At 64.3% G+C, this 19970-nt stretch carries 14 protein-coding genes; 9 read left to right on the plus strand and 5 right to left on the minus strand.

What is annotated here, in order from left to right; genetic code table 11:
* Positions 1–203 precede the first annotated feature (203 nt).
* Positions 204–2099, minus strand: coding sequence for an acyl-CoA synthetase (locus tag AC1RMG_RS18645; protein ID WP_493169864.1), 1896 nt, complete (start codon positions 2097–2099; stop codon positions 204–206).
* A 103-nt stretch (positions 2100–2202) separates the two neighbouring features.
* On the opposite strand from AC1RMG_RS18645, the gene AC1RMG_RS18650 reads away from it, so the two are divergent.
* Positions 2203–3222, plus strand: a complete 1020-nt coding sequence (locus tag AC1RMG_RS18650; RefSeq protein WP_011061809.1) for an AraC family transcriptional regulator — start codon at positions 2203–2205, stop codon at positions 3220–3222.
* Between the two features lie 177 nt (positions 3223–3399).
* Here AC1RMG_RS18650 and AC1RMG_RS18655 read toward each other — a convergent pair whose 3' ends face one another.
* A complete protein-coding gene (locus AC1RMG_RS18655) occupies positions 3400–4356 on the minus strand; it encodes a LysR family transcriptional regulator (RefSeq protein WP_015635988.1) in 957 nt (318 codons plus the stop codon).
* A gap of 126 nt (positions 4357–4482) precedes the next feature.
* On the opposite strand from AC1RMG_RS18655, the gene AC1RMG_RS18660 reads away from it, so the two are divergent.
* The 5 genes from AC1RMG_RS18660 to AC1RMG_RS18680 all read left to right on the plus strand — a co-directional run bounded on the left by AC1RMG_RS18660 (position 4483) and on the right by AC1RMG_RS18680 (position 11796).
* On the plus strand, positions 4483–6234 hold the full coding sequence (locus AC1RMG_RS18660; RefSeq protein ID WP_125063035.1) for a DUF1302 domain-containing protein: 1752 nt from the start codon (positions 4483–4485) through the stop codon (positions 6232–6234).
* 34 nt (positions 6235–6268) lie between these two features.
* Complete coding sequence (locus AC1RMG_RS18665) at positions 6269–7630, plus strand: DUF1329 domain-containing protein (protein ID WP_493169867.1); 1362 nt, start codon at positions 6269–6271, stop codon at positions 7628–7630.
* Between the two features lie 110 nt (positions 7631–7740).
* Positions 7741–9045 (plus strand): MFS transporter, encoded by a 1305-nt coding sequence (locus AC1RMG_RS18670; RefSeq protein ID WP_015635991.1) that lies wholly within the window; start codon positions 7741–7743, stop codon positions 9043–9045.
* 50 nt (positions 9046–9095) lie between these two features.
* Positions 9096–10268 carry an amidohydrolase gene (locus tag AC1RMG_RS18675; RefSeq protein WP_493169869.1) on the plus strand — a complete coding sequence of 391 codons (1173 nt, stop codon included), beginning with the start codon at positions 9096–9098 and terminating at the stop codon, positions 10266–10268.
* A gap of 88 nt (positions 10269–10356) precedes the next feature.
* Positions 10357–11796 carry an amidase gene (locus AC1RMG_RS18680; RefSeq protein ID WP_493169871.1) on the plus strand — a complete coding sequence of 480 codons (1440 nt, stop codon included), beginning with the start codon at positions 10357–10359 and terminating at the stop codon, positions 11794–11796.
* A gap of 29 nt (positions 11797–11825) precedes the next feature.
* Here the strand turns inward: AC1RMG_RS18680 and AC1RMG_RS18685 are convergent, their stop codons facing one another.
* Positions 11826–13754 carry a hybrid sensor histidine kinase/response regulator gene (locus tag AC1RMG_RS18685; protein ID WP_210458490.1) on the minus strand — a complete coding sequence of 643 codons (1929 nt, stop codon included), beginning with the start codon at positions 13752–13754 and terminating at the stop codon, positions 11826–11828.
* A 242-nt stretch (positions 13755–13996) separates the two neighbouring features.
* On the opposite strand from AC1RMG_RS18685, the gene AC1RMG_RS18690 reads away from it, so the two are divergent.
* From AC1RMG_RS18690 to AC1RMG_RS18700, 3 genes are all read left to right on the plus strand, one after another.
* Positions 13997–15094: a carboxynorspermidine decarboxylase gene (locus AC1RMG_RS18690; protein WP_011061817.1), complete on the plus strand. Its 1098-nt coding sequence runs from the start codon at positions 13997–13999 to the stop codon at positions 15092–15094.
* Between the two features lie 30 nt (positions 15095–15124).
* Entirely contained in the window at positions 15125–16369 is a 1245-nt protein-coding gene (locus tag AC1RMG_RS18695; protein WP_011061818.1) for a saccharopine dehydrogenase family protein, read from the plus strand.
* A gap of 200 nt (positions 16370–16569) precedes the next feature.
* Positions 16570–18294, plus strand: a complete 1725-nt coding sequence (locus AC1RMG_RS18700) for a dipeptidase (RefSeq protein WP_077934380.1) — start codon at positions 16570–16572, stop codon at positions 18292–18294.
* Positions 18295–18348: 54 nt separating this feature from the next.
* On the opposite strand, the gene AC1RMG_RS18705 is transcribed toward AC1RMG_RS18700, so the two are convergent.
* Both AC1RMG_RS18705 and AC1RMG_RS18710 read right to left on the minus strand, forming a co-directional pair.
* Entirely contained in the window at positions 18349–19314 is a 966-nt protein-coding gene (locus AC1RMG_RS18705) for a fatty acid desaturase family protein (protein ID WP_493169874.1), read from the minus strand.
* The gene (locus tag AC1RMG_RS18710) at positions 19301–19924 is read right to left on the minus strand and encodes a phosphatase PAP2 family protein (RefSeq protein ID WP_053152341.1); all 624 of its coding nucleotides are present in this window, start codon (positions 19922–19924) and stop codon (positions 19301–19303) included. Before AC1RMG_RS18710 ends, AC1RMG_RS18705 begins: the two co-directional genes overlap by 14 nt.
* Positions 19925–19970 lie beyond the last annotated feature (46 nt).

Raw genomic sequence — 19970 nt, forward strand, 5'->3', positions numbered from 1 at the left:
GGAAGGCTGGGCGCACGCTGTTCAGAACCCGGGGGTAAGTCGGATGCCACAGATGGTGCGACAGACGCCTGCGAAGGAAAAATATTAAAAATGTGCTCGCTGGATAAGAAAAAGCGAGGCAGCGCGCGAGCATGCGAAGCGTGCAACTTCACAACACCGGCGCTGCATCGCAAGCACTCGGGCCCGCGGCCTGGAGCCCAGGCTCAGCTTCGCTCACTGATAAAGGTGTAGCGGCTCAGAGCCTCGGCCAGTCGCGAGGTTTCATCTGTGCAGCGATAGCTCGCCACCAGGCCTTGCCTGGCGCTCTGCACCACCCTCACCTCTTGCAGCTCGATGGCCAGCAAGGCGGCTTCCTGGCGTATGACTGTCTCGATTTCAGCCATGACCAGCGCGGGCTTGAAAATCTTGCCCACTCCGGTGACGGGTAGCGCGTCGGCCAGGATGATCGCCTTGGGCACCGCTGCGCGCTCGCTGATATGCCGCGTCGCGTAGTCCAGCAACTGGGCGCTGCTGATGGCACTCCCGGCGCGCACCTGCACATAGGCCACCGGTACTTCCCCGGCATGCGCGTCGGGCCGGCCCACCGCTGCACACAACGCCACATCGGGGTGCGTGGCCAGCACCTCCTCGATGTATTTGGGCTCAATGTTGTGCCCCCCGCGGATGATCAGTTCCTTCTTGCGCCCGGTGAGCCAGAAGTAACCTTCGCCATCGCAGCGCCCAAGGTCCCCGGTGTTGAACCAGCGCTGTTCGGACACACCGTCGAGGGCGACAGTATCGAACCACGCCCCCTGATCATGGGCGCTGTCCAGATAGCCGATGAAGACATTGGGACCGCTGATGCAGATCGCCCCCACCTCATCGACTTGCGCATCACGCAACCAGGCACCTCGCTCATCGAGGATCATCACCCGCATGTCCTGCCAGGGTAGGCGCAGGCCGACCGAGCCAATGCGCGACTCACCGCGCGCCGGATTGACCGACGACGCGCAAGTGCCCTCGGTCAAGCCATAGCCTTCGAGAATGCGCTGGCCTGTCTGTTGCTCGAACTTGCGCAGCAAGTCCCTGGGCATCGGCGCCGCGCCGCAGATCGCCACCGTCAGCGAGCTTGTGTCATGCCCCGCGCAGGGCACCTGCAACAGGCCGGCGTAGACCGTGGGCACAGCTGAATAGCTGCTGACCTGATGGGTTTCGACTATCTCCCAGAACCGCGGCATGAATCCCGGCGTGCGAAACCCCGCCGGTGGTGCCAGCAGCACATGACCGCCCTGGGCAAATGCCGCCAGGCCACAACCGATCAGCGCATTGACGTGAAACAGCGGTAACGCGGTCAGCACGGTGCGTCCTGGCCGCAGGACCGGCGCGCCGATCACCGCATCCAGTTGCCCGCAGAAGATCACTTCATTGCGCTGGCTGTGACGGGCAATTTTCGGCAAGCCGGTGGTGCCGCCGGTGCAATAGTAGGCCGCCACGTCGTTCAGGCCCGGCGGGGCAAACCGCAGGCGCTCGCCTGGCTCGAGGGCCAGTTCGGCGAAAAAATCCAGGACCGGCACCCCGGCCACTTCAGCGGGCAGCGGCGCGCTCTGCCCATGGCCCGGCAGGTGCCGCATCGGGTCGACAGCCAATACGCCTTGCAGGCCGGGCAAGCGGGCAATCGCACCCTCGACCCGCTGCCAGATCTGCGCATCCGGCTCGGGGCCTACCGTGACTATCCAGCGGACCTTGGCCGTCGCCAGCAACTCGGCCATCTGCGTGCCGTCCAGCAAGACGTTGACCGCAAAGGCGATACCCGCGGTCTGCGCACCCCACATGGCGATATGGGTTTGCGGCAAGTTCGGCAGGATCAGCGCAACCACGTCGCCCCGCCGTACCCCCAAGCGCTCGAACAGGTTGGCTGCGCGAGTGATGTCCGCCAGCAGTTGGGCGTATGTCCAGCGCACCGGCCGCGTATGATCCTCGACCCGCAGAAAGAAGCTCAGGGCCGGGGCCTGTGGCCATTGGCTCGCGCTGCGTTCGATCAACGCATAGGTGTTGTTGATATCGGCAAAGGGCTGAGGCCCCGCCTCGATCTGCAGAACGTCCTGATAGTCGCAAAGCATTTCCAAGACCTCCAATCATGAATTTTCTTGACTTGAGATGCTGGCATGGGGCGAATTAGGTTACTTGGCATTTGATAACAAGAATTTGGCATTCGGGAACAAAATGAACCGTCCCCCCTTGTTTGTCAGGGCCCCTGCCCTGACCGGCTTCACCCGACTGGTCAGCGAGCATGGCGGTGACGCCCAGGCCCTGCTGGCCCGTGTCGGCATGACCCAGGCCCAGCTCGACGACGCCCATTTCAGCCTGCCCCTGGAGAAGGTCGCGCAGTTGCTGGAGATCACCTCGCAGGCCTTGTCGCTGGCGGATTTCGGCGCTCGCCTGGCGAACCTGCAGGACGTCTCCATCCTCGGGCCGCTGGCCCTCATCGTGCTCCACGCCAGCCACCTGGCCGATGCCCTGGAACGGGTCGCTCGCTACATGCCCTACCACTCCCCCGGGCTGAACCTGCGCCTGAGCGTCGAGGGCCAATATGCCGCCTGGCACCTGCAGCATGACCTGAGCGTAAGCAGGCTGGGCGACCGGCAATTGAGCGAGCTGGTCCATGGCATTGCCCTGGCTTTCCTGCGCCGGGTTACCCACCACACCGGCAAGCAATGGCAAATCAATTTCAGGCATGACAGCCCCCTCGACGCCAAGGCCTATCGCGCCCTGTATGGCTGCCGGGTACGCATCAACCAGGCTGAAAACGCCCTGCTCTTTCCCGCCAGCTTGCTCAGTACCCCGCTGGCCAGCGCCAGCCCGGCAATGCTTGAGACCACCGAGCGCATTGTCCGCCGCCTGATCCAGAGCCACCCCCTGGACCTGGGGCGCCAGGTGGAAATACTGGTGGAGCGCCTGCTGGTGACGGGCAACTGCACGCTGCCGGTCCTGGCCGGACAACTGGGCATGCCCCGGCATATGCTCCAGCGCCGCCTGCTAGCCCAAGGCTTGCGGGTGGAGGAAATCATCGATGACTTGCGCCGCAAGCGCCTTGAGTCGCTGCTGCCCCACCCGCAGATCGCCCTGACCGAAGTGGCGTTCCTGTTGGGCTACGGCGACCCCAGCTCGCTGACCCGCGCCTGCTATCGCTGGTTCGGCCAGAGCCCCAGCGCATGTCGCCAAAGGCACCTTGCGCAACCTTAGGCTCTGTACGAAAACTACCTGTGCTTCGATCAGACTGCGTTGAAGACAGGCTCGGCATGCTCATTCAGGCCGCAGAACTCGGCTTCCTCGCCTGCTTTTGCCTTGCCTGATCTTTGCTCGGCGAGTTTTCGTACAGATCTTTGGGGCGGCCGGTTGAGCCCCCCCGGCACCCGCGGTTCAAGCACCCGGGAATGTCGACAGCCCGGCACTCCCCGGGGCTTCGCTGACGATCATGTCCACGGCTTGCTGGGCAATCGGTGAAAGCGTGCGTCCGGCATGGGTCACCACGGCGTAGCGGATGGTCAGCACATCCGCCGGCCAGGGCGGCTGTATGAAAGGTGCCAGGTCCACCAGCAGCCCGTTGTGCAGGTCCTGGTCGAGCCACGAGCGCCAGGTCAGGAGCAACGAGTCGCTGCTCAGGGTGGTTTCGCGCAACAGGTTCAGATCGTTGGAGCTCAGGGTCCAGGGCAGCAAGGTGCCCGGCGCCAGATCGAACAGGGCATACAGCGAAGCTTCGTTGGACGGCGACACGCCACTCCACTGGTAGTCGAGGATCTGGGCACGGGCAATCGGACCTGCCTGGCGGGCCAGCGGGTGATCGCGGCGACAGAACACCGAGGCCGGCTGAGGCGGCAGATGGGTCACGGAAAAGCGCGGGTCGATTTCCTCGCCCGACTTGAGGCTGGCGACCACGAAATCCAGTTGCTCGGTTTCCAGCAGGTGGCACAACTGATTCCAGTACCCGACCTGGACATTGAGCACCAGCCTGGGGACCTGTTTGCGCAACCTGATGAGAATATCGACGGTGTTGAGCGTGGCCGCCATCGGGTTGATGCCCAGGCGCAGTTCCCCACCTTCGGCGCCGGCAATATCGATGGCTTGCGCCACCAGCTTCCTGGCGCAACCGAGCAGCTCATGAGCACGCCCGATCAACTGCTGCCCGGCAGCGGTGAGCATCACCGTGCGCGTATCACGATCGAAGAGCCGAACGCCCAGGTCCGCTTCCAGCGACTGGATGCTGCGGCTGAACGCCGTCTGCGACAGGTTGGCCCGAGCCGCAGCGCGGGAAAAATGCAGTTCCTCGCTCAGATAGACCAGATGGCGCACACGTTTCAGATCGATTAAGTCGTTCACTGCATTAATCCAGCCCTATCTTTGCATTGGACACTCTTAACACGCTCCCAGAAGATTCTCCACCACCAGCATCGCCCGGCAGACAACACGTACTGCCTCCAATAAAAAAAACGATGGGGAAGTTCTGTGGCGCACCAATTCCAGCTTGATCCATTCCGCTTACTGGGCCTGCCAACGCTGCTTGCACTGAGCATCAGCGCACCTGGCCAGGCCGCTACCTTCGACATCGGCGAGATCCAGGGCCAATTCGATTCTTCGTTGTCCATTGGCGCCAGCTGGGCACTGCGCAACCCGGACCGGGCCTTCATCGGCACGTGGAACGCAGGGCACGCTTCAAGCCAATCCTCCGACGACGGCCGGCTGAACTTTCGCAAGGGCGAAACCTTCTCGAAGATCTTCAAGGGCGTGCACGACCTGCAGCTCAGCTACGGCGACAGCGGGCTGTTCCTGCGGGGCAAGTACTGGTACGACTTCGAACTCAAGGACGAGAGCCGGCGCTATGTGCAGATCAGCGATGAGCATCGCAAGGAGGCCGCCAAGTCCTCGGGCGCGCAGCTGCTGGACGCTTTTGTCTATCACAACTATTTCATCGCCGATCAGCCCGGCAATGCGCGCCTGGGCAAACAGGTGGTCAGTTGGGGGGAAAGCACCTTCATCGGCAATGGCATCAACGTGATCAACCCGACGGATGTCGCCGCCTTCCGGCGCCCGGGAGCCGAAATCAAGGAAGGCCTGATTCCGGTCAACATGCTGTTTCTGTCCCAGGGGCTGAGCGAAAACCTCTCTGCCGAATTTTTCTATCAACTGGAATGGGACCAGACCGTCGTCGACAATTGCGGGACCTTTTTCGGCTCCGACGTGATGGCCGATGGATGCAATACCCGCATGGGTTTCTCGCCCCCCTGGGACCCCAATGGCCAGTATCACTTCACCCGGGGTGGCGACCGCGACGCGCGGGACAGTGGCCAGTTCGGGATGGCCCTGCGCTGGCAGGTCGAGGCGCTGAACAACACCGAGTTCGGCCTGTATGCCCTGAACTACCACAGCCGCGCGCCTTTCCTCGGTGGTACGGTCGGCGCCGCCCCCTTTGCGGTAAAGCCAGGGACCAGGGCGTCAAGCGCCGAGTACTTCATCGAGTACCCGGAAGACATCCGCCTCTATGGCCTGAGCTTTGCCACCACCCTGGGCACCACTGCGGTTTCCGGCGAACTGAGCTACCGGCCGAACATGCCGCTGTCACTCAACGGCAGCGACGTGACCATTGCCGCGCTCGCCGGCCCGATGGCGGCCGATCTCGGTGCGCCGATCTTCACCAGCGGCTTTGCGCAGCCAGTGCCAGGCGAGAGCTTCCACGGTTATGTGCGAAAGCCGGTGACCCAGGCGCAAATCACCCTCACCCATTTCATCGACCAGGTCTGGGCCGCCGAGCGCCTGAGCCTGATTACCGAGATCGGCTACAACCACCTGGGGGATATCAACAGCAACGCCTTGCGCTTCGGCCGGGACAGTATCTTCGGCAACGGCGAACTGCCCGACAACCGCAATTGCGCGCTGATGGCCAACCCGGTCAACCCGCAGAACTGCAACAACAAGGGCTTCTACACCGCCAATTCCTGGGGTTATCGCGGCCGCGCCATCCTCGACTATCAGAACGTGATCGCCGGGGTGAACCTCAAGCCCAGCCTGTCCTGGTCCCATGACGTGCAAGGCTACGGCCCCAACTTCAACCAAGGCAGCAAGGCCATCAGCCTCGCCCTGGATGCCGACCTTCGCAATACCTACTCGGCGAGTCTTTCCTACACCGATTTCTTCGGTGGCGCCTACAACACTTCGACTGATCGCGACTTCGTCGCCCTCAGCTTCGGCGTGAGCTTTTGAATCCGCAATCAGCAATCGAACAGGACAGGGTGCGATGAACATTTCGAAGTCGGTTTTTCACGGCAGTGCGTTGTCGCTGCTGCTTTGCACGTCGGCCATGGCCGCAGTGTCGCCCGAAGAGGCGGCCAAGCTCGAGACCACGCTGACCCCGGTGGGTGCCGAGCGCGCCGGCAATGCCGACGGCACCATTCCGGCCTGGACCGGCGGCCTGGCGAAGAATGCCGGGACGGTCGACAGCGCCGGTTTTCTCGCCGACCCCTATGGCAGCGAACATGCGTTGTTCAGCATTACCTCGCAGAACGTCGAGCAGTACAAAAGCCGCCTGACCCCGGGCCAGGTCGCGATGTTCAAGCGCTACCCCGATTACCGGATGAACGTCTACCCCACTCACCGCAGCGCCAACGTACCGCCGAGCATCGTCGAGGCAGCCCGCAAGAACGCCCTGAACACCACCCTGGTTGCCGGCGGTAACGGCCTGGAGCACTTCACCAAGGCCTATCCGTTTCCGATTCCCAGGAATGGGCTGGAGGTGATCTGGAACCACATCACCCGTTATCGCGGTGACAGCGTGAAGCGCCAGATGGTGCAGATCGTGCCGGATGTCCAGGGCAACGGCACACCCGTGACCTTTGCCCACCAGTACGTGTTGCGCGAGAGCCTCGCCGACTACGATCCGGCCAAGCCGAGCAACGTGCTGTTCTACAACAAGCAGACCGTGGTCGCGCCAGCGCGCCTGGCCGGCAACGTGGAACTGGTTCACGAGACCCTCGATCAGGTCAAGGAACCTCGCCAGGCCTGGATCTACAACGCCGGCCAGCGCCGTGTGCGGCGGGCCCCGCAGGTGGCCTACGACGGGCCGGCCGCCAGTACCGACGGCCAGCGCGTGGTGGACAACTACGACATGTTCAACGGCGCGCCGGATCGCTATGACTGGCAACTGGTGGGCAAGCAGGAACTGTACATCCCCTACAACAGTTACAAGCTCGATTCGCCCACGCTCAAGTACGCCGAGATCACCAAGGCCGGGCACATCAACCAGGACCTGGCGCGCTATGAACTGCACCGTGTGTGGCACGTGGTCGCGACCTTGAAACCCGGCCAGCGCCATGTGTATGCCAAGCGCGATTTCTACATCGACGAGGACTCCTGGCAGGCCGCGGTCATCGATCACTACGACGGGCGCAATACCCTGTGGCGGGTTGCCGAAGCCCACCAGCTTTCCTACTACAACAGCCAGGTGCCCTGGTACACCGCCGAGACCCTGAATGACATGGTCAGCGGCCGCTACCTGGTGCTGGGCCTGAAGAACGAAGAGAAGAGCAACTATCAGTTCGGCGTCAAGGCGCTGGAGGCCGAGTTCACGCCCAACGCCTTGCGCCAGAGTGGGGTGCGCTGAACTCGGGTCACGACGGCTCGAACAACAGCGCCTTCGCCGAGGGGGCGCCAGGACCTCGTACTGGCGGTGGGCACAGCCTCTGTGCCAACCGCCACTCTTTGGAAAATGCCATGAAAAGCACCCCCGCTCCTTCGCTACCGCTTCAATACGCGCCGAGCACAGCACCGGCAATACCCCGCGGCAACATGCGCCGGGTGGTCGTCGCCTCCTCCCTGGGCAATGCGCTGGAGATGTACGACTTCACCGTCTACAGCTTTTTCGCGGTGATCATCGGCCAGCTGTTCTTCCCCTCCGACTCCCCATTGGCATCGCTGATGATGTCGCTGGTGACCTTCGCCCTGGGTTTTGTCGTCCGCCCGCTAGGGGCGGTACTGATTGGCCGGGTGGCCGACCGCTACGGCCGCAAGCAGGCGCTGTCGCTGACCATTGCCTTGATGACCATCGGCACGGGCATCATTGCCTTTACCCCCACCTATTCCAGCATCGGGATCTTCGCCACCATCATGCTGGTGCTGGGGCGGATGCTGCAGGGCTTTTCCGCGGGCGGTGAGGTTGGCGCCGCGTCGGCCTTCCTGATGGAGTCCGGGCGCACCGACAACCGCTGCTTCATGGTCTGCTGGCAAGGCGCGAGCCAGGGCGCTGCCGCCCTGCTCGGGGCGCTTTCCGGGTTGGCGCTGACCAGTGTTCTGTCGGAGCAGGCGCTGCACAGCTGGGGCTGGCGCGTTCCGTTCATCATCGGCCTGCTGATAGGCCCGGTGGGCTGGTACATCCGCAAGCACCTGGATGAAACCCACCAGAACCCGGAGAACCCGACGCCGTTTCGCGACCTGTTGCGCAAGCACGCGCGCACCCTGGGGCTGGGCATACTGCTCATGGCCAGTTCGACGGTCACCTCCTACATGGTGGTGTTCTACATGCCGACCTACCTCACCCGGACCTTGCACTACTCCAGCAGCTTCGCCTTTTCGCTGGTGGCCTTCGCTTGCGTCCTGCTGACGGTCGTTCCCCCGCTGGCCTCGCGATGGGCTGACCGCATGCCACGGCGCAAGCCCTTGCTGTACTGGCTGTGCGGGCTGCAGATCATCCTGACCTACCCGGCCTTCATGCTGCTGGGCCTGCAAAGCACCCTGCTCTGCCTGGTGGCGGTGTCGATGCTGATCCTGCCGATGGCCATCAGCGGCGGCGCCGGCCTGGCGCTGCTGATGGAAGCCTTCGCCCGTGACGAGCGAGTCACCGGGCTGTCGATCGTCTACAGCTTCGGGGTCACCCTGTTCGGGGGGTTCTCGCCGCTGATCGTGACCTGGCTGATCGCCGTGACCGCAAGCCCGCTGGTACCTGCCTGGTATCTGTGCAGCGCCATCGTGCTCAGTGGCGTGGCCCTGCGTTTCTACCCGGAATATCCCGGCCGTCCCTGAATCCGACCTGCAACTGCCCCTCTACCTGGAACAAGGAATCCGTTGTGAACATGACCTCTCTGCAAGACCGACTGCAAGCCAGCACCGAGCGCTTCCTGAAGATCAGGCGCAACATCCACGCCCATCCGGAGCTGGGTGAAGACACCCTGGACACCGCAGCCCTGGTCACCGGCCTGCTCGAAGGCTGGGGTTATGAAGTCCACACCGGGGTGGGCGGCCATGGCGTGGTCGGCGTCCTGCGTCGCGGCTCGGGCTCCAGGACCCTGGGCCTGCGGGCGGACATGGATGCCCTGCCGATCATCGAGCGCAACGGCTTGCCCTGGGCCAGCCAACGCGCCGGGGTGATGCACGCCTGTGGTCATGACGGCCACACCGCCACCCTGCTGGCGGCGGCCGAACAACTGGCCCTGCACGGCGAGTTCGACGGCACGCTGAACCTGATCTTCCAACCGGATGAAGAAGGCCTGACCGGCGCCAGGAGCATGATGGCCGACGGGCTGTTCCGGCGCTTCCCCTGCGATGCGGTGTACGCCTTCCACAACATGCCGGGGTTTCCCGTGGGCTACGCGATCATCAAGAGCGGCGGGGTCATGGCCTCGTCCGAGCGGGTCGGCATTACCCTGACCGGCAAAGGCGGACACGGCGCCGTGCCGGAGCGCGCCGTCGATCCGATCCCGGCCCTGGCCGGCATCATCAGTGCCCTGCAAACCGTGGTCTCGCGCAACATCAGCGCCAACGATGCGGTGGTGATCAGCATCGGCAAGGTACACGCCGGAACCGCCACCAACATCATTCCCGAATCGGCCATGCTGGAACTCAGCGTGCGCACGGTTGACCCGGCGATCCGCCAACAGGTCGAGCAGCGGATCCGCACCATCGTCGAGGGCCAGGCCGCAGCATTCGGGGTCACCGCCGAGATCGACTATCAGTTGCTGGCCCCGGTCCTGGTGAACACCGTCGCCGAGACGCGACAGATGCTCGACGCCGCGCGCAAGGCCCTGGGCGACGAGAACGTGGTGGAGCAAGTGTCATTCAGGGCCATGGGCAGCGAGGATTTTGCCTGGATGCTGGATGAAGTTCCCGGCTGCTATTTCGGCCTGGGCAATGGCACCGGGGAGTTCAACGGCTGCTCGGTGCACAACGATCACTACGACTTCAACGATCAATTGATTCCCCTGGGCGCAGCGTGCTGGGTGGAACTGGTCGAAGGCTTCTTGCGCTGAGGCGCTTGGTTCTCGGGGTGCCCCGAACTGGGCGCCCACACACTGTCTTGTGCAGGCCAGCCCTGCACCCGCCTATCAGGACACTGCCATGCCAAACGCTACCGCCATCGCCGACATGAGCGCCATCGAGCTGCTCGGTCATTACCGTGACAAGCAGCTGTCTCCCGTGGAGGTCACCCAGGACGCACTGGCCCGCATCGAGCGCTTCAACCCGCGGGTCAATGCCTTTTGCTACACCGATCCCGAAGGCGCGCTGAGCACCGCACGCGAAGCTGAAAAGCGCTGGATGAAGGGCCAGCCCTGCGGCGCCCTCGACGGCCTGCCCACATCGATCAAGGAATTGACCCCGACCCGGGGCATGCCCACGCGCAAAGCATCGATGACCATTTCGGCCGAAGGCCCCTGGGACATCGACGCGCCCGTCACCACTTTCATGCGGGAGGCCGGCGCCGTGGTGCTGGGCAAGACCACCAGCCCGGAGTTCGGCTGGAAAGGCGTGACCGACAGCCCGCTCTACGGCATCACCCGCAACCCCTGGGACACCCGCATGACCTGCGGCGGTTCCTCCGGCGGCGCAGCGGTGGCCGCGGCGCTCAATCTGGGCGTGCTGCATCAGGGCAGCGATGCCGGAGGCTCGATCCGCATCCCCGCCAGCTTTACCGGCACTTTCGGCTTCAAGCCCACCTTTGGCTACATCCCCCAGTACCCGGCCAGCGCGACGACCCTGGTGTCTCACCTGGGCCCCATGACCCGTACCGTGGAGGATGCCGTACTGCTCCTGCAGGCCATCGCCCGCCCCGACCCGCGGGACGCGCTGATGGGGGCCCCGCGACACACCCCGTGGCTGCCCGACAGCACCCACCTCAACGGCCTGCGCATCGCCTACAGCGCAGACTTCGGCTATGTGCAGGTTGATCCGCAGGTCGCTCGCCAAGTAGCGCAGGCCGTGGCGCGGCTGGAACAACTGGGGGCGATCGTCGAAGCGGTCGACCCGGGATTCGACGACCCCCTGCAACTGTTCAAGAGCGTGATCTACGCCGGCGCACAGACGCTGGCCCGGCAACTGAGCACGGCCCAGAAAGCCATGCTCGATCCGGGCCTGTTGCGCTTTACCGAAGAATGCCGCCACACCACCCTCGCCGACTTCACCGCGGCCCAGGAAGCCCGGGCGGCCTTGATGGCCCACATGAACATGTTTCACAGCCGCTACGACCTGCTGGTCTGTCCGATGCTGCCGATCACCGCGTTCGAGGCCGGCCACGACACCCCGCCCGGCAGTGCAATCGATGACTGGATGAAGTGGTCGCCTTTCAGCTACCCCTTCAACCTGACCCAGCAACCTGCTGCCTCATTGCCCTGCGGGTTCTCGGAGGCGGGATTGCCCATCGGCCTGCAGGTGGTTGGCGCGCGATTTGCCGACGATCAGGTGCTGCGGGTATGCCGGGCTTACGAGCGTGCATTTCCCGCGCCCTTTCCACAGGCCCCCATGACCGGCGCGGCCATGGCCCAGCAGGTGTCGCCGGTGTAGGGTTTGCACCCTCTTGCCGTGCGCCGCAGTCAGCCCGCCGCAGACTGCGCCAGGACCTGGGCCAGGGCGTCCCTCAACTGCGCCTGGCTGAAGGGCTTGAAGATCCGTGGCAGCTCCGGCACCGGGCCGTCCTGGCGCTGGGCATAACCGCTGGCCAGGATGATCGGCAACTGCGGGTGCAGGCGCCGCACCGCTTCGGCCAACTGGCGGCCATCCATGTGTGGCATGGCCATGTCGCTGATCATCAGCTGGATGTCCCGGTGCTGCTCAAGACACTGCAGCGCCTGGGCTCCGCTGGCGGCGCGGATGACTCGATGGCCCAGGTCCTCCAGCAGCAGCGTGGTGCTGTCCAGGACCAGGCTGTCGTCATCCACCAGCAGCACGCACAGCGGCGGGTGGTCCGGGCCCGGGGCCGGCATGGCCTCACTGCCCGGCGACCCCTTGGCCGCGCTCGCCAGGGGCAGCCACAGCTCGGCGCGGGTGCCCTGGCCCAGGCGGCTCTGGAGCACCAGGCGCCCGCCCAGTTGCTCGGCCAGGCCGTGGACCATCGACAGGCCCAGGCCGGTGCCCTTGCCCAGGCCCTTGGTGGTGAAGAACGGATCGGCGGCGCAGGCCAGGGTCTGTTCGTCCATGCCCTGGCCATCGTCGATCACCGCCAGGCAGACGTACTGCCCCCGGGCCAGGTTGCCCGTGGCCCCGCGCAATTGCGCCTCGATCAGGATCGAACCGCCCTCGGGCATGGCATCCCGGGCATTGCTCACCAGGTTCAGCAGCGCCAGTTCCAGCTGGTTGAGATCAGCCTGCACCGCCGGCAGGTCCGGCGCCATCTCCACCCGCAGGGCAATCCTGGGCCCCACCGAACTGCACAGCAGGCCGCTGAGGCTGGCCACCAGTTGGCCCAGATCCAGGGCCTGGGATTTCAACTCCTGGCGCCGGGCGAAGGCCAGCATGCGCTGGGTCAGGGTCACGCCGCGCTCGGTGCCCTGCAGCGCGTTGTCCAGCAGGCGCCGCAGCCTGGGGTCATCGCCGACCCGTTTGTGCAGCAGCTCCAGGTTGCCGCGGATCACCGTCAGCAGGTTGTTGAAGTCATGGGCGATGCCGCCGCTGAGCTGGCCGATGGCCTGGAGCTTCTGCGACTGGAACAGCGCTTCGCGGGCGACCTCCAGTTCCTTCTGCGCCTGGACCACCTCGGTGATGTCGCGGGTGATCTTGGCGAAACCGATGATGGCCCCGGAGTCGGCGCGGATCGGGTCGACAATCACATGGGCCAGGAACCGTGTACCGTCCTTGCGCAGGCGCCAGCCCTGCTTCTCGAAACGGCCTTCGCGGGCGGCGGCTTCCAGGGCCTTGCGCGGCTCGTCGCTGGCCCGGTCCTCGGCGGTATAGAACAGTGAAAAGTGCTGGCCGATGACTTCCTCTGGGGCATAGCCCTTGATCCGCTGCGCCCCCAGGTTCCAGCTGCTGACCCGGCCCTGGGCATCGAGCATGTAGATCGCGTAGTCGGTCACGCTCTGCACCAGCAGGCGGAACTGCTGTTCGCTCTGTTTCAGGGTCTGCTCGGCGGCCCGCTGCTCGGTCATGTCCCGGGTGACCTTGGCAAAGCCGATCAGCCCGCCGGCGCTGTCGCGGATCGGGTCGATCACCACATGGCACCAGAACCGCGTGCCATCCTTGCGCAGGCGCCAGCCCTCGCCTTCGAAACGCCCGCACTGCGCGGCACTGTCCAGCGCCCTCTGGGGCAAACCGGCCTGGCGATCCTCGGGGGTATAGAAGCAGGAAAAGTGCCGGCCCAGCACTTCCTCCTCCCGGTAGCCCTTGAAGCGCTGGGCACCGCTGTTCCAACTGGCGACCCGGCCCTGGGCGTCGAGCATGTAGATCGCGTAGTCCACCACCGCATCGACCAGCAGGCGGAAGCGATCGTCAGTGAGAGGGCGGTACGGCTCGGGCAGATCAGGCATGGCAGTTTCCGTCGGGTATTTTTTTCATCGAATCGGCGAAACGTTGCAGCGCCGCAGCATTCATCGACCGGGGCTCGGGCCAGTGTGCACCGCCTGCAGCTGTCTGTGTGGAATCGCATGCCTGGCTCGACAACGCAAGGGACAGACGGTTGACCGTGGAAAATATATTTCCGAGCTTTCGATCTAGTGGCACTGCGGGCACAATGCGTACCTTTTTGGCTGGCCCTGCCGGAGACCCTGAAATGATCAAGACGCCGTACTACCTCATCGACAAGCAGAAGCTTTTGAGCAACATGCAGAAGATCGCCTACGTGCGCGAGCAGTCCGGCGCCAAGGCCCTGCTGGCCCTCAAGTGCTTCGCCACCTGGTCGGTGTTCGACCTGATGCAGCAGTACATGGACGGCACCACCTCCTCGTCGCTCTACGAGCTCAAGCTCGGCCGGCAGAAGTTCGAAGGCGAGACCCACGCCTACAGCGTGGCCTGGGCCGACGACGAGATCGAGGAGATGCTCGCCAACTGCGACAAGATCATCTTCAACTCCATCAGCCAGCTGCAGCGCTTTGCCGACGCCAGCGCGGGCAAGGTGCGCGGCCTGCGGGTCAACCCCCAGGTCAGCAGTTCGGACTACCTGCTGGCCGACCCGGCGCGCCCGTTCAGCCGCCTGGGCGAGTGGGACCCAGCCAAGATCGAGCAGGTCATCGAGCAGATCTCCGGCTTCATGTTCCACAACAACTGCGAGAACGGCGACTTCGGCCTGTTCGACCAGATGCTGACCACCATCGAGGAACGCTTCGGCCACCTGCTGCACAAGGTCGAGTGGGTCAGCCTCGGCGGCGGCATCCACTTCACCGGCGAGGACTACGCCCTGGACGCCTTCTGTGCGCGCCTCAAGGCTTTCTCCCAGAAGTACGGCGTGCAGGTCTACCTGGAGCCGGGCGAAGCGGCGATCACCCAGAGCGCCTCCCTGGAAGTGACCGTGCTCGACACCCTGTACAACGGCAAGCACCTGGCCGTGGTGGACAGCTCCATCGAAGCCCACATGCTCGACCTGCTGATCTATCGCCTGAACGCCAAGCTGTCACCAAGCGCGGGCGAACATACCTACATGGTGTGCGGCAAGTCCTGCCTGGCCGGGGATATCTTCGGCGAATACCAATTTGATCGTCCGCTGGCCATCGGCGATCGACTGTCGTTCATTGATGCGGCGGGTTACACCATGGTCAAGAAAAACTGGTTCAACGGTCTGAAAATGCCGTCCATTGTCGTGAAACAACTCGATGGCAGCATCGAGGTGGTACGCGAGTTTGGTTTCGAAGACTACCTGTCCAGCCTTTCCTGAGCGGACAGGTCACGAGGAGAAGTAAATAAATTGAAGAAGAATGTTCTTATCATTGGTGCAGGAGGTGTCGCCAAGGTGGTGGCCCACAAGTGCGCGCAGCACAACGACGAACTCGGTCGTATTGCTATCGCGTCGCGCAACATCTCCAAATGCCAGGCCATCATCGACAGCGTCAAGGCCAAGGGCAGCCTCAAACAGCCCGCTGAAATAAAAGCCTATGCGCTCAACGCGCTGGACATCGAGGCAACCAAGGCGCTGATCCGCGAGACCGAGTCGCAGATCGTCATCAACGTCGGTTCCGCCTTCCTCAACATGTCGGTGCTGCGTGCCTGCATCGATACCGGTGTGGCCTACCTGGACACCGCGATCCACGAAGAACCGGGCAAGATCTGCGAGACCCCGCCCTGGTACGGCAACTACGAGTGGAAGCATCTCGAAGAGTGCCAGCAGAAGAACATCACCGCGATCCTCGGCGTCGGCTTCGACCCGGGCGTGGTCAACGCCTATGCGGCCCTGGCCCAGCAGGAACATTTCGACCGCATCGACTCGATCGACATTCTCGACGTCAATGCCGGTTCCCACGGCAAATATTTCGCCACCAATTTCGACCCGGAAATCAACTTCCGCGAATTCACCGGGCAGGTGTGGAGCTGGCAGGACAGCCAGTGGACCAGCAACACCATGTTCGAAGTCAAGCGTACCGACGACCTGCCTGTGGTCGGCTCGCAAAACCTGTACCTGACCGGCCACGATGAAGTGCACTCGCTGTCGAAGAACCTCGACGTGCCCAACGTGCGGTTCTGGATGAGCTTCGGCGAGCACTACATCAATGTGTTCACCGTGCTGCGCAACCTGGGCCTGCTCTCCGAGCAACCGGTGAAGACCGCCGAAGGCCTGGAAGTGGTGCCGCTCAAAGTGGTCAAGGCCGTGCTGCCTGACCCGGCCTCCCTGGCCCCGGGCTACACCGGCAAGACCTGCATCGGTGACCTGGTCAAGGGCAGCAAGAATGGCCAGCCGCGCGAAGTCTTCATCTACAACGTGGCCGACCACGAAGAAGCCTACGCCGAGACCGACAGCCAGGGCATTTCCTACACCGCCGGCGTACCGCCCGTGGCCGCCGCCCTGCTGGTGGCCCGTGGCGAGTGGGACGTGCAGCGCATGGCCAACGTCGAGGAACTGCCGGCCAAGCCGTTCCTCAAGGCGCTGGACCTGATGGGCCTGCCGACCCGCATCAAGGACGAACAGGGCGACCGCCCATGGGACGCCAAGGCTTGATGCACTAGCCACGACAGGAGGCGCCGATGCAGGCGCCTCCTGCCTGGATGAATGTTTCGTTTGTGCGTCGCTTTTGCGTTTCTGTGCGACAGATCCCACTTCAGGGGCTCCCGCCCTGCTCCTTCGCAGTGTTAGCTTGGCAAGGTTTCTGACTAACAGCTCAGATAATCCTTACCCCCTGCAAAGGAATGCCCTCCGCAATGGATTTTTCTCTCAAGCACCTGGCTGCGGCCACCCTGATGCTCGCCAGCCTGTCGTCCTACACCTCGATCGCCCAGGCCAACATTACCCCGCAACAAAGCGCGGCCATCCTCAAGACCTTCAATGACGCCACGGTCACGGATTTCCGCCAGTTCCTCGGCACCCTGGCCAAGAGCGACCAGCTCGCCCCGACCATCGAGGCCTTCCTGGCCAACAAGCCCCTGAACGCCGAACAGCAGAACGAGATCCACCGCCTGCTGGGCCTCTACGCCCGGATCAAGTACGGCAAGGCCGCCACCGAAACCCTGCGCGAGCTGGTGGCCATCCCCACCTTCAACATCGACGGCGTGCCGCAGTACAAGAACCCCGAGTTCCTCAAGATCGCCGCCAAGATCCAGGACCTGGCCAAGGCCTTCAACCTGAACTTTCGCAACATCGACAACCGGGTCTACGAGATCTCCCTGGAAGGCAGCGGCGATGAAGTCGTCGGCATCCACGCCCACGCCGACGTGGTGCCGGTGACCCCGGAAAACTGGGTGCTCGAAGACGGCACCCGCCTCGACCCGTTCAAGGTCACCCTGATCGGCGACCGCATGTACGGCCGCGGCACCGAGGACGACAAGAACGGCATCGTGGTAGCGCTCTACGCGATGAAGATCATCAAGGAAGAGAAGCTGCCCCTGGCGCGCAACTTCAAGCTGCTGGTGGACACCACCGAGGAAACCAGCGGCGATGCCATTCCCTACTACTTCGAACACAACCCGACGCCCAACTACAACCTGGCGCTGGACGGCGGCTACCCGGTGGTGATCGCCGAGAAAGGCTACGGCACGGTGATGGCCAGCTTCGCCCGGCGCGCCGCCGAGGGCAAAGGGGCGGAGATCACCCACCTCACCGGTGGCCTGGCCACCAACCAGATCCCCTCGACCTCGGTAGCCACCCTGGTCACCGAGCAGCCCGCGGAACTGGCCGCCAGCCTGCAAAAGGCCGGCGCCGAATATGCCAAGCAGCACGGCGGCAACTTCCAGGTCGCGGCCAAGGTGGTGGGCAAGGATGTGCAACTGACGGTCACCGGCGTCTCGGCCCACTCCTCCGAGCCCGAGTCCGGGGTCAACCCGGTGGCGCGGATGCTGGACTTCATCAACAGCCAGGACGGCAAGATCGCCTTCAAGCACAACGCCTTCACCGATGGTGCCCGCTACGCCGCCGACAACTGGGGCCTGGACTACCTGGGCAACAAGCTGGGCATCGGCTTCTCCGACGACTTCATGGGGCCGCTGACCACCTCCCTGACCCAGGTCAGCGTGGATGACAAGACCTTCAAGCTGGCGGTCAACCTGCGGGTACCCAAGGGCAAGACCCCGCAAGTGCTGAAGGGCGAAATCACCGACAAGCTGGCGGCCTGGAGCAAGAAGACCCAAGTGGCGGTGAACATCGACACCAAGATCGCCGAACCTATGTACCGCAACCCCGAGGGTGAATGGGTCAAGGCACTGCTGGCGGTGGCCAGCGAGAACCTGGGCATGGCGCACAAGTTCGGCACCTCCGCCGGCGCCACCTCGGTGCACGAGTTGCCCAACGGCGTGCAGTTCGGCCTGGCGCGGCCCGAGGTCAAGTACACCGGCCACACCGACAACGAGTTCAAGACCGTGGAGCAGTTCCTCCTGGACCTGCAGATCGTCACCGAGATGGTCGGCCGCATCGGCCAGTTGCCCAAGCTCTGACCGCCCTCACGGGCCCGCCACCCATGGCGGGCCCGTGCTCCCCCTCCTCCACGCCTAGCGCACCGATGACCTCCAGTCGGGGTCGCTGACATCTCGCAGTACCCCGCCATACCCCTGGTAGAGGTTGCCCTCGGGCAGCAACTGCGCCGTGGCCAGTTGCCGGTGCAGGCCGCCCAGGTGGTAGAACGGCACACGCACATAGAGGTGATGCTCGATGTGGTAGTGGATGGCGTGGGGGCCGAACAGGAAGGTCTGCACGCTGGGCCGTACGATGCTGCGGGCGTTGCGGCTCTGGTCGGCGGCAACCGGCAAGCCGGCATGCTCCATGATGGCTCGCACCCGGCCCAGCAAGGGCAGCAGGGTAATCGCCGGCAACAGCCACAACCCCAGGTACAGCCAGGGGTGGCCGCTCCAGGCCAGCAGGCCGAACAGCAGGCCGTTGCTGACCAGCATGGACAGCACTTCCTCCAGGGCCTGGCGCGGCGACTTGTCGACCCGGGGCATGATCGCGCGGTAGTCACCCCGGGCGAACCTCAAGGCGCTGATGAAGTAGCCCACCCCGCACAGGTCCGCCAGCAGGCGCAGGGCCAGCTTGCCCCGGGGCAAGGGGTAATCCCCCAGGCCGAAGACCGCCACCACCGGGTCGTCATGCTCCATCGGATGCAGGTGATGCTTGAGGTGGCCGGCGCGGTAGGTGCAGAGGGACAGGAACAGCGGGCCGGCGGCCAGCCACTGGCCCAGCCGATCATTGGCTTTCTGCCCGCGCAGCAGCAGGCCGTGGGCGCTCTCGTGCATCAGCACCGCCAGCGCCAACTGGCTGCGGGCGATCAGCAGCGCGGCCAGCAGGTAGGTGACGGGGTGCGGCCAGAGCGCAGCGCAGGCGAATGCGGCGGCGATCAGCCCCCAGTCGGCCAGCAGCGCCAGGCCACCGGTCCAGGGCTTGAGCAGGAACAGCGCGGCGTCGGGGGCAAAGGCACGCAGGGCCCGATTCTCTCCGGCACGGGGTTCAGGCTGGGACACGGGCAGGGTTTCCTTGTCGTTGGGTGGCCAGGGCACAGGCCAGGGCCAGGAACAGGCCGCCCGCCACATCGATCAGCGTGTGCTGCTTGAGGGTCAGGGTCGAGAGGCAGATCAGCAGGCCGATGACAGCGCTCAGCTCTTTGCAAGGGCGGCGCCAGAGCGCGCGACAGGCCAGGCAGGTCACTGCCACATGCAGGCTGGGAAAACCGTTGCAGGCCAGGTCCAGCTGCCACATCCGGCCCAGCCGCTGTTGCAGGAAGCCATTGTCGAGGGCGGCGATATCCGGCCTCGGCACATATTCGGGGAACAGCCAGAAGCACAGCAGCCCAACGGCGAAGGCCATGCCGGTGGCGTTGCGCAGGGCCCTGAAGCCCTCCTGGCTGGCATAGGCCGCCGCCAGCAGCACAAAGGGAAAGAACAGCACATAGACGAACCAGGACTGGGCGATAAAGGGGATCAGCTCATCCAATGGCGTGACCCAGTTGTAGCGCGGCGTCACCAGGCGCTGCAGCCCCATGAACGCGCCCAGCCCCAACAGCAGGGCGAACACCGCAGCCAGGGCCTGCCGAAGGTTGGCGGCGGCTATCAGGCGCTGCAAGGTGCCGGTCATGGCTGCTGGCCCGGTGCGGGCATGGAGCGGTGACGACTCACGGCCG

Source organism: Pseudomonas sp. GW822-FHT04H02 (assembly GCF_058800645.1).

What these genes read in the sequence shown, in the direction of transcription:
- AC1RMG_RS18645 (WP_493169864.1), bottom strand. Translation starts at nt 2,099, where the DNA reads ATGCTTTGCGACTATCAGGACGTTCTGCAGATCGAGGCGGGGCCTCAG.
- AC1RMG_RS18650 (WP_011061809.1), top strand. Translation starts at nt 2,203, where the DNA reads ATGAACCGTCCCCCCTTGTTTGTCAGGGCCCCTGCCCTGACCGGCTTC.
- AC1RMG_RS18665 (WP_493169867.1), top strand. Translation starts at nt 6,269, where the DNA reads ATGAACATTTCGAAGTCGGTTTTTCACGGCAGTGCGTTGTCGCTGCTG.
- AC1RMG_RS18670 (WP_015635991.1), top strand. Translation starts at nt 7,741, where the DNA reads ATGAAAAGCACCCCCGCTCCTTCGCTACCGCTTCAATACGCGCCGAGC.
- AC1RMG_RS18675 (WP_493169869.1), top strand. Translation starts at nt 9,096, where the DNA reads ATGACCTCTCTGCAAGACCGACTGCAAGCCAGCACCGAGCGCTTCCTG.
- AC1RMG_RS18680 (WP_493169871.1), top strand. Translation starts at nt 10,357, where the DNA reads ATGCCAAACGCTACCGCCATCGCCGACATGAGCGCCATCGAGCTGCTC.
- AC1RMG_RS18685 (WP_210458490.1), bottom strand. Translation starts at nt 13,754, where the DNA reads ATGCCTGATCTGCCCGAGCCGTACCGCCCTCTCACTGACGATCGCTTC.
- AC1RMG_RS18690 (WP_011061817.1), top strand. Translation starts at nt 13,997, where the DNA reads ATGATCAAGACGCCGTACTACCTCATCGACAAGCAGAAGCTTTTGAGC.
- AC1RMG_RS18700 (WP_077934380.1), top strand. Translation starts at nt 16,570, where the DNA reads ATGGATTTTTCTCTCAAGCACCTGGCTGCGGCCACCCTGATGCTCGCC.
- AC1RMG_RS18710 (WP_053152341.1), bottom strand. Translation starts at nt 19,924, where the DNA reads ATGACCGGCACCTTGCAGCGCCTGATAGCCGCCGCCAACCTTCGGCAG.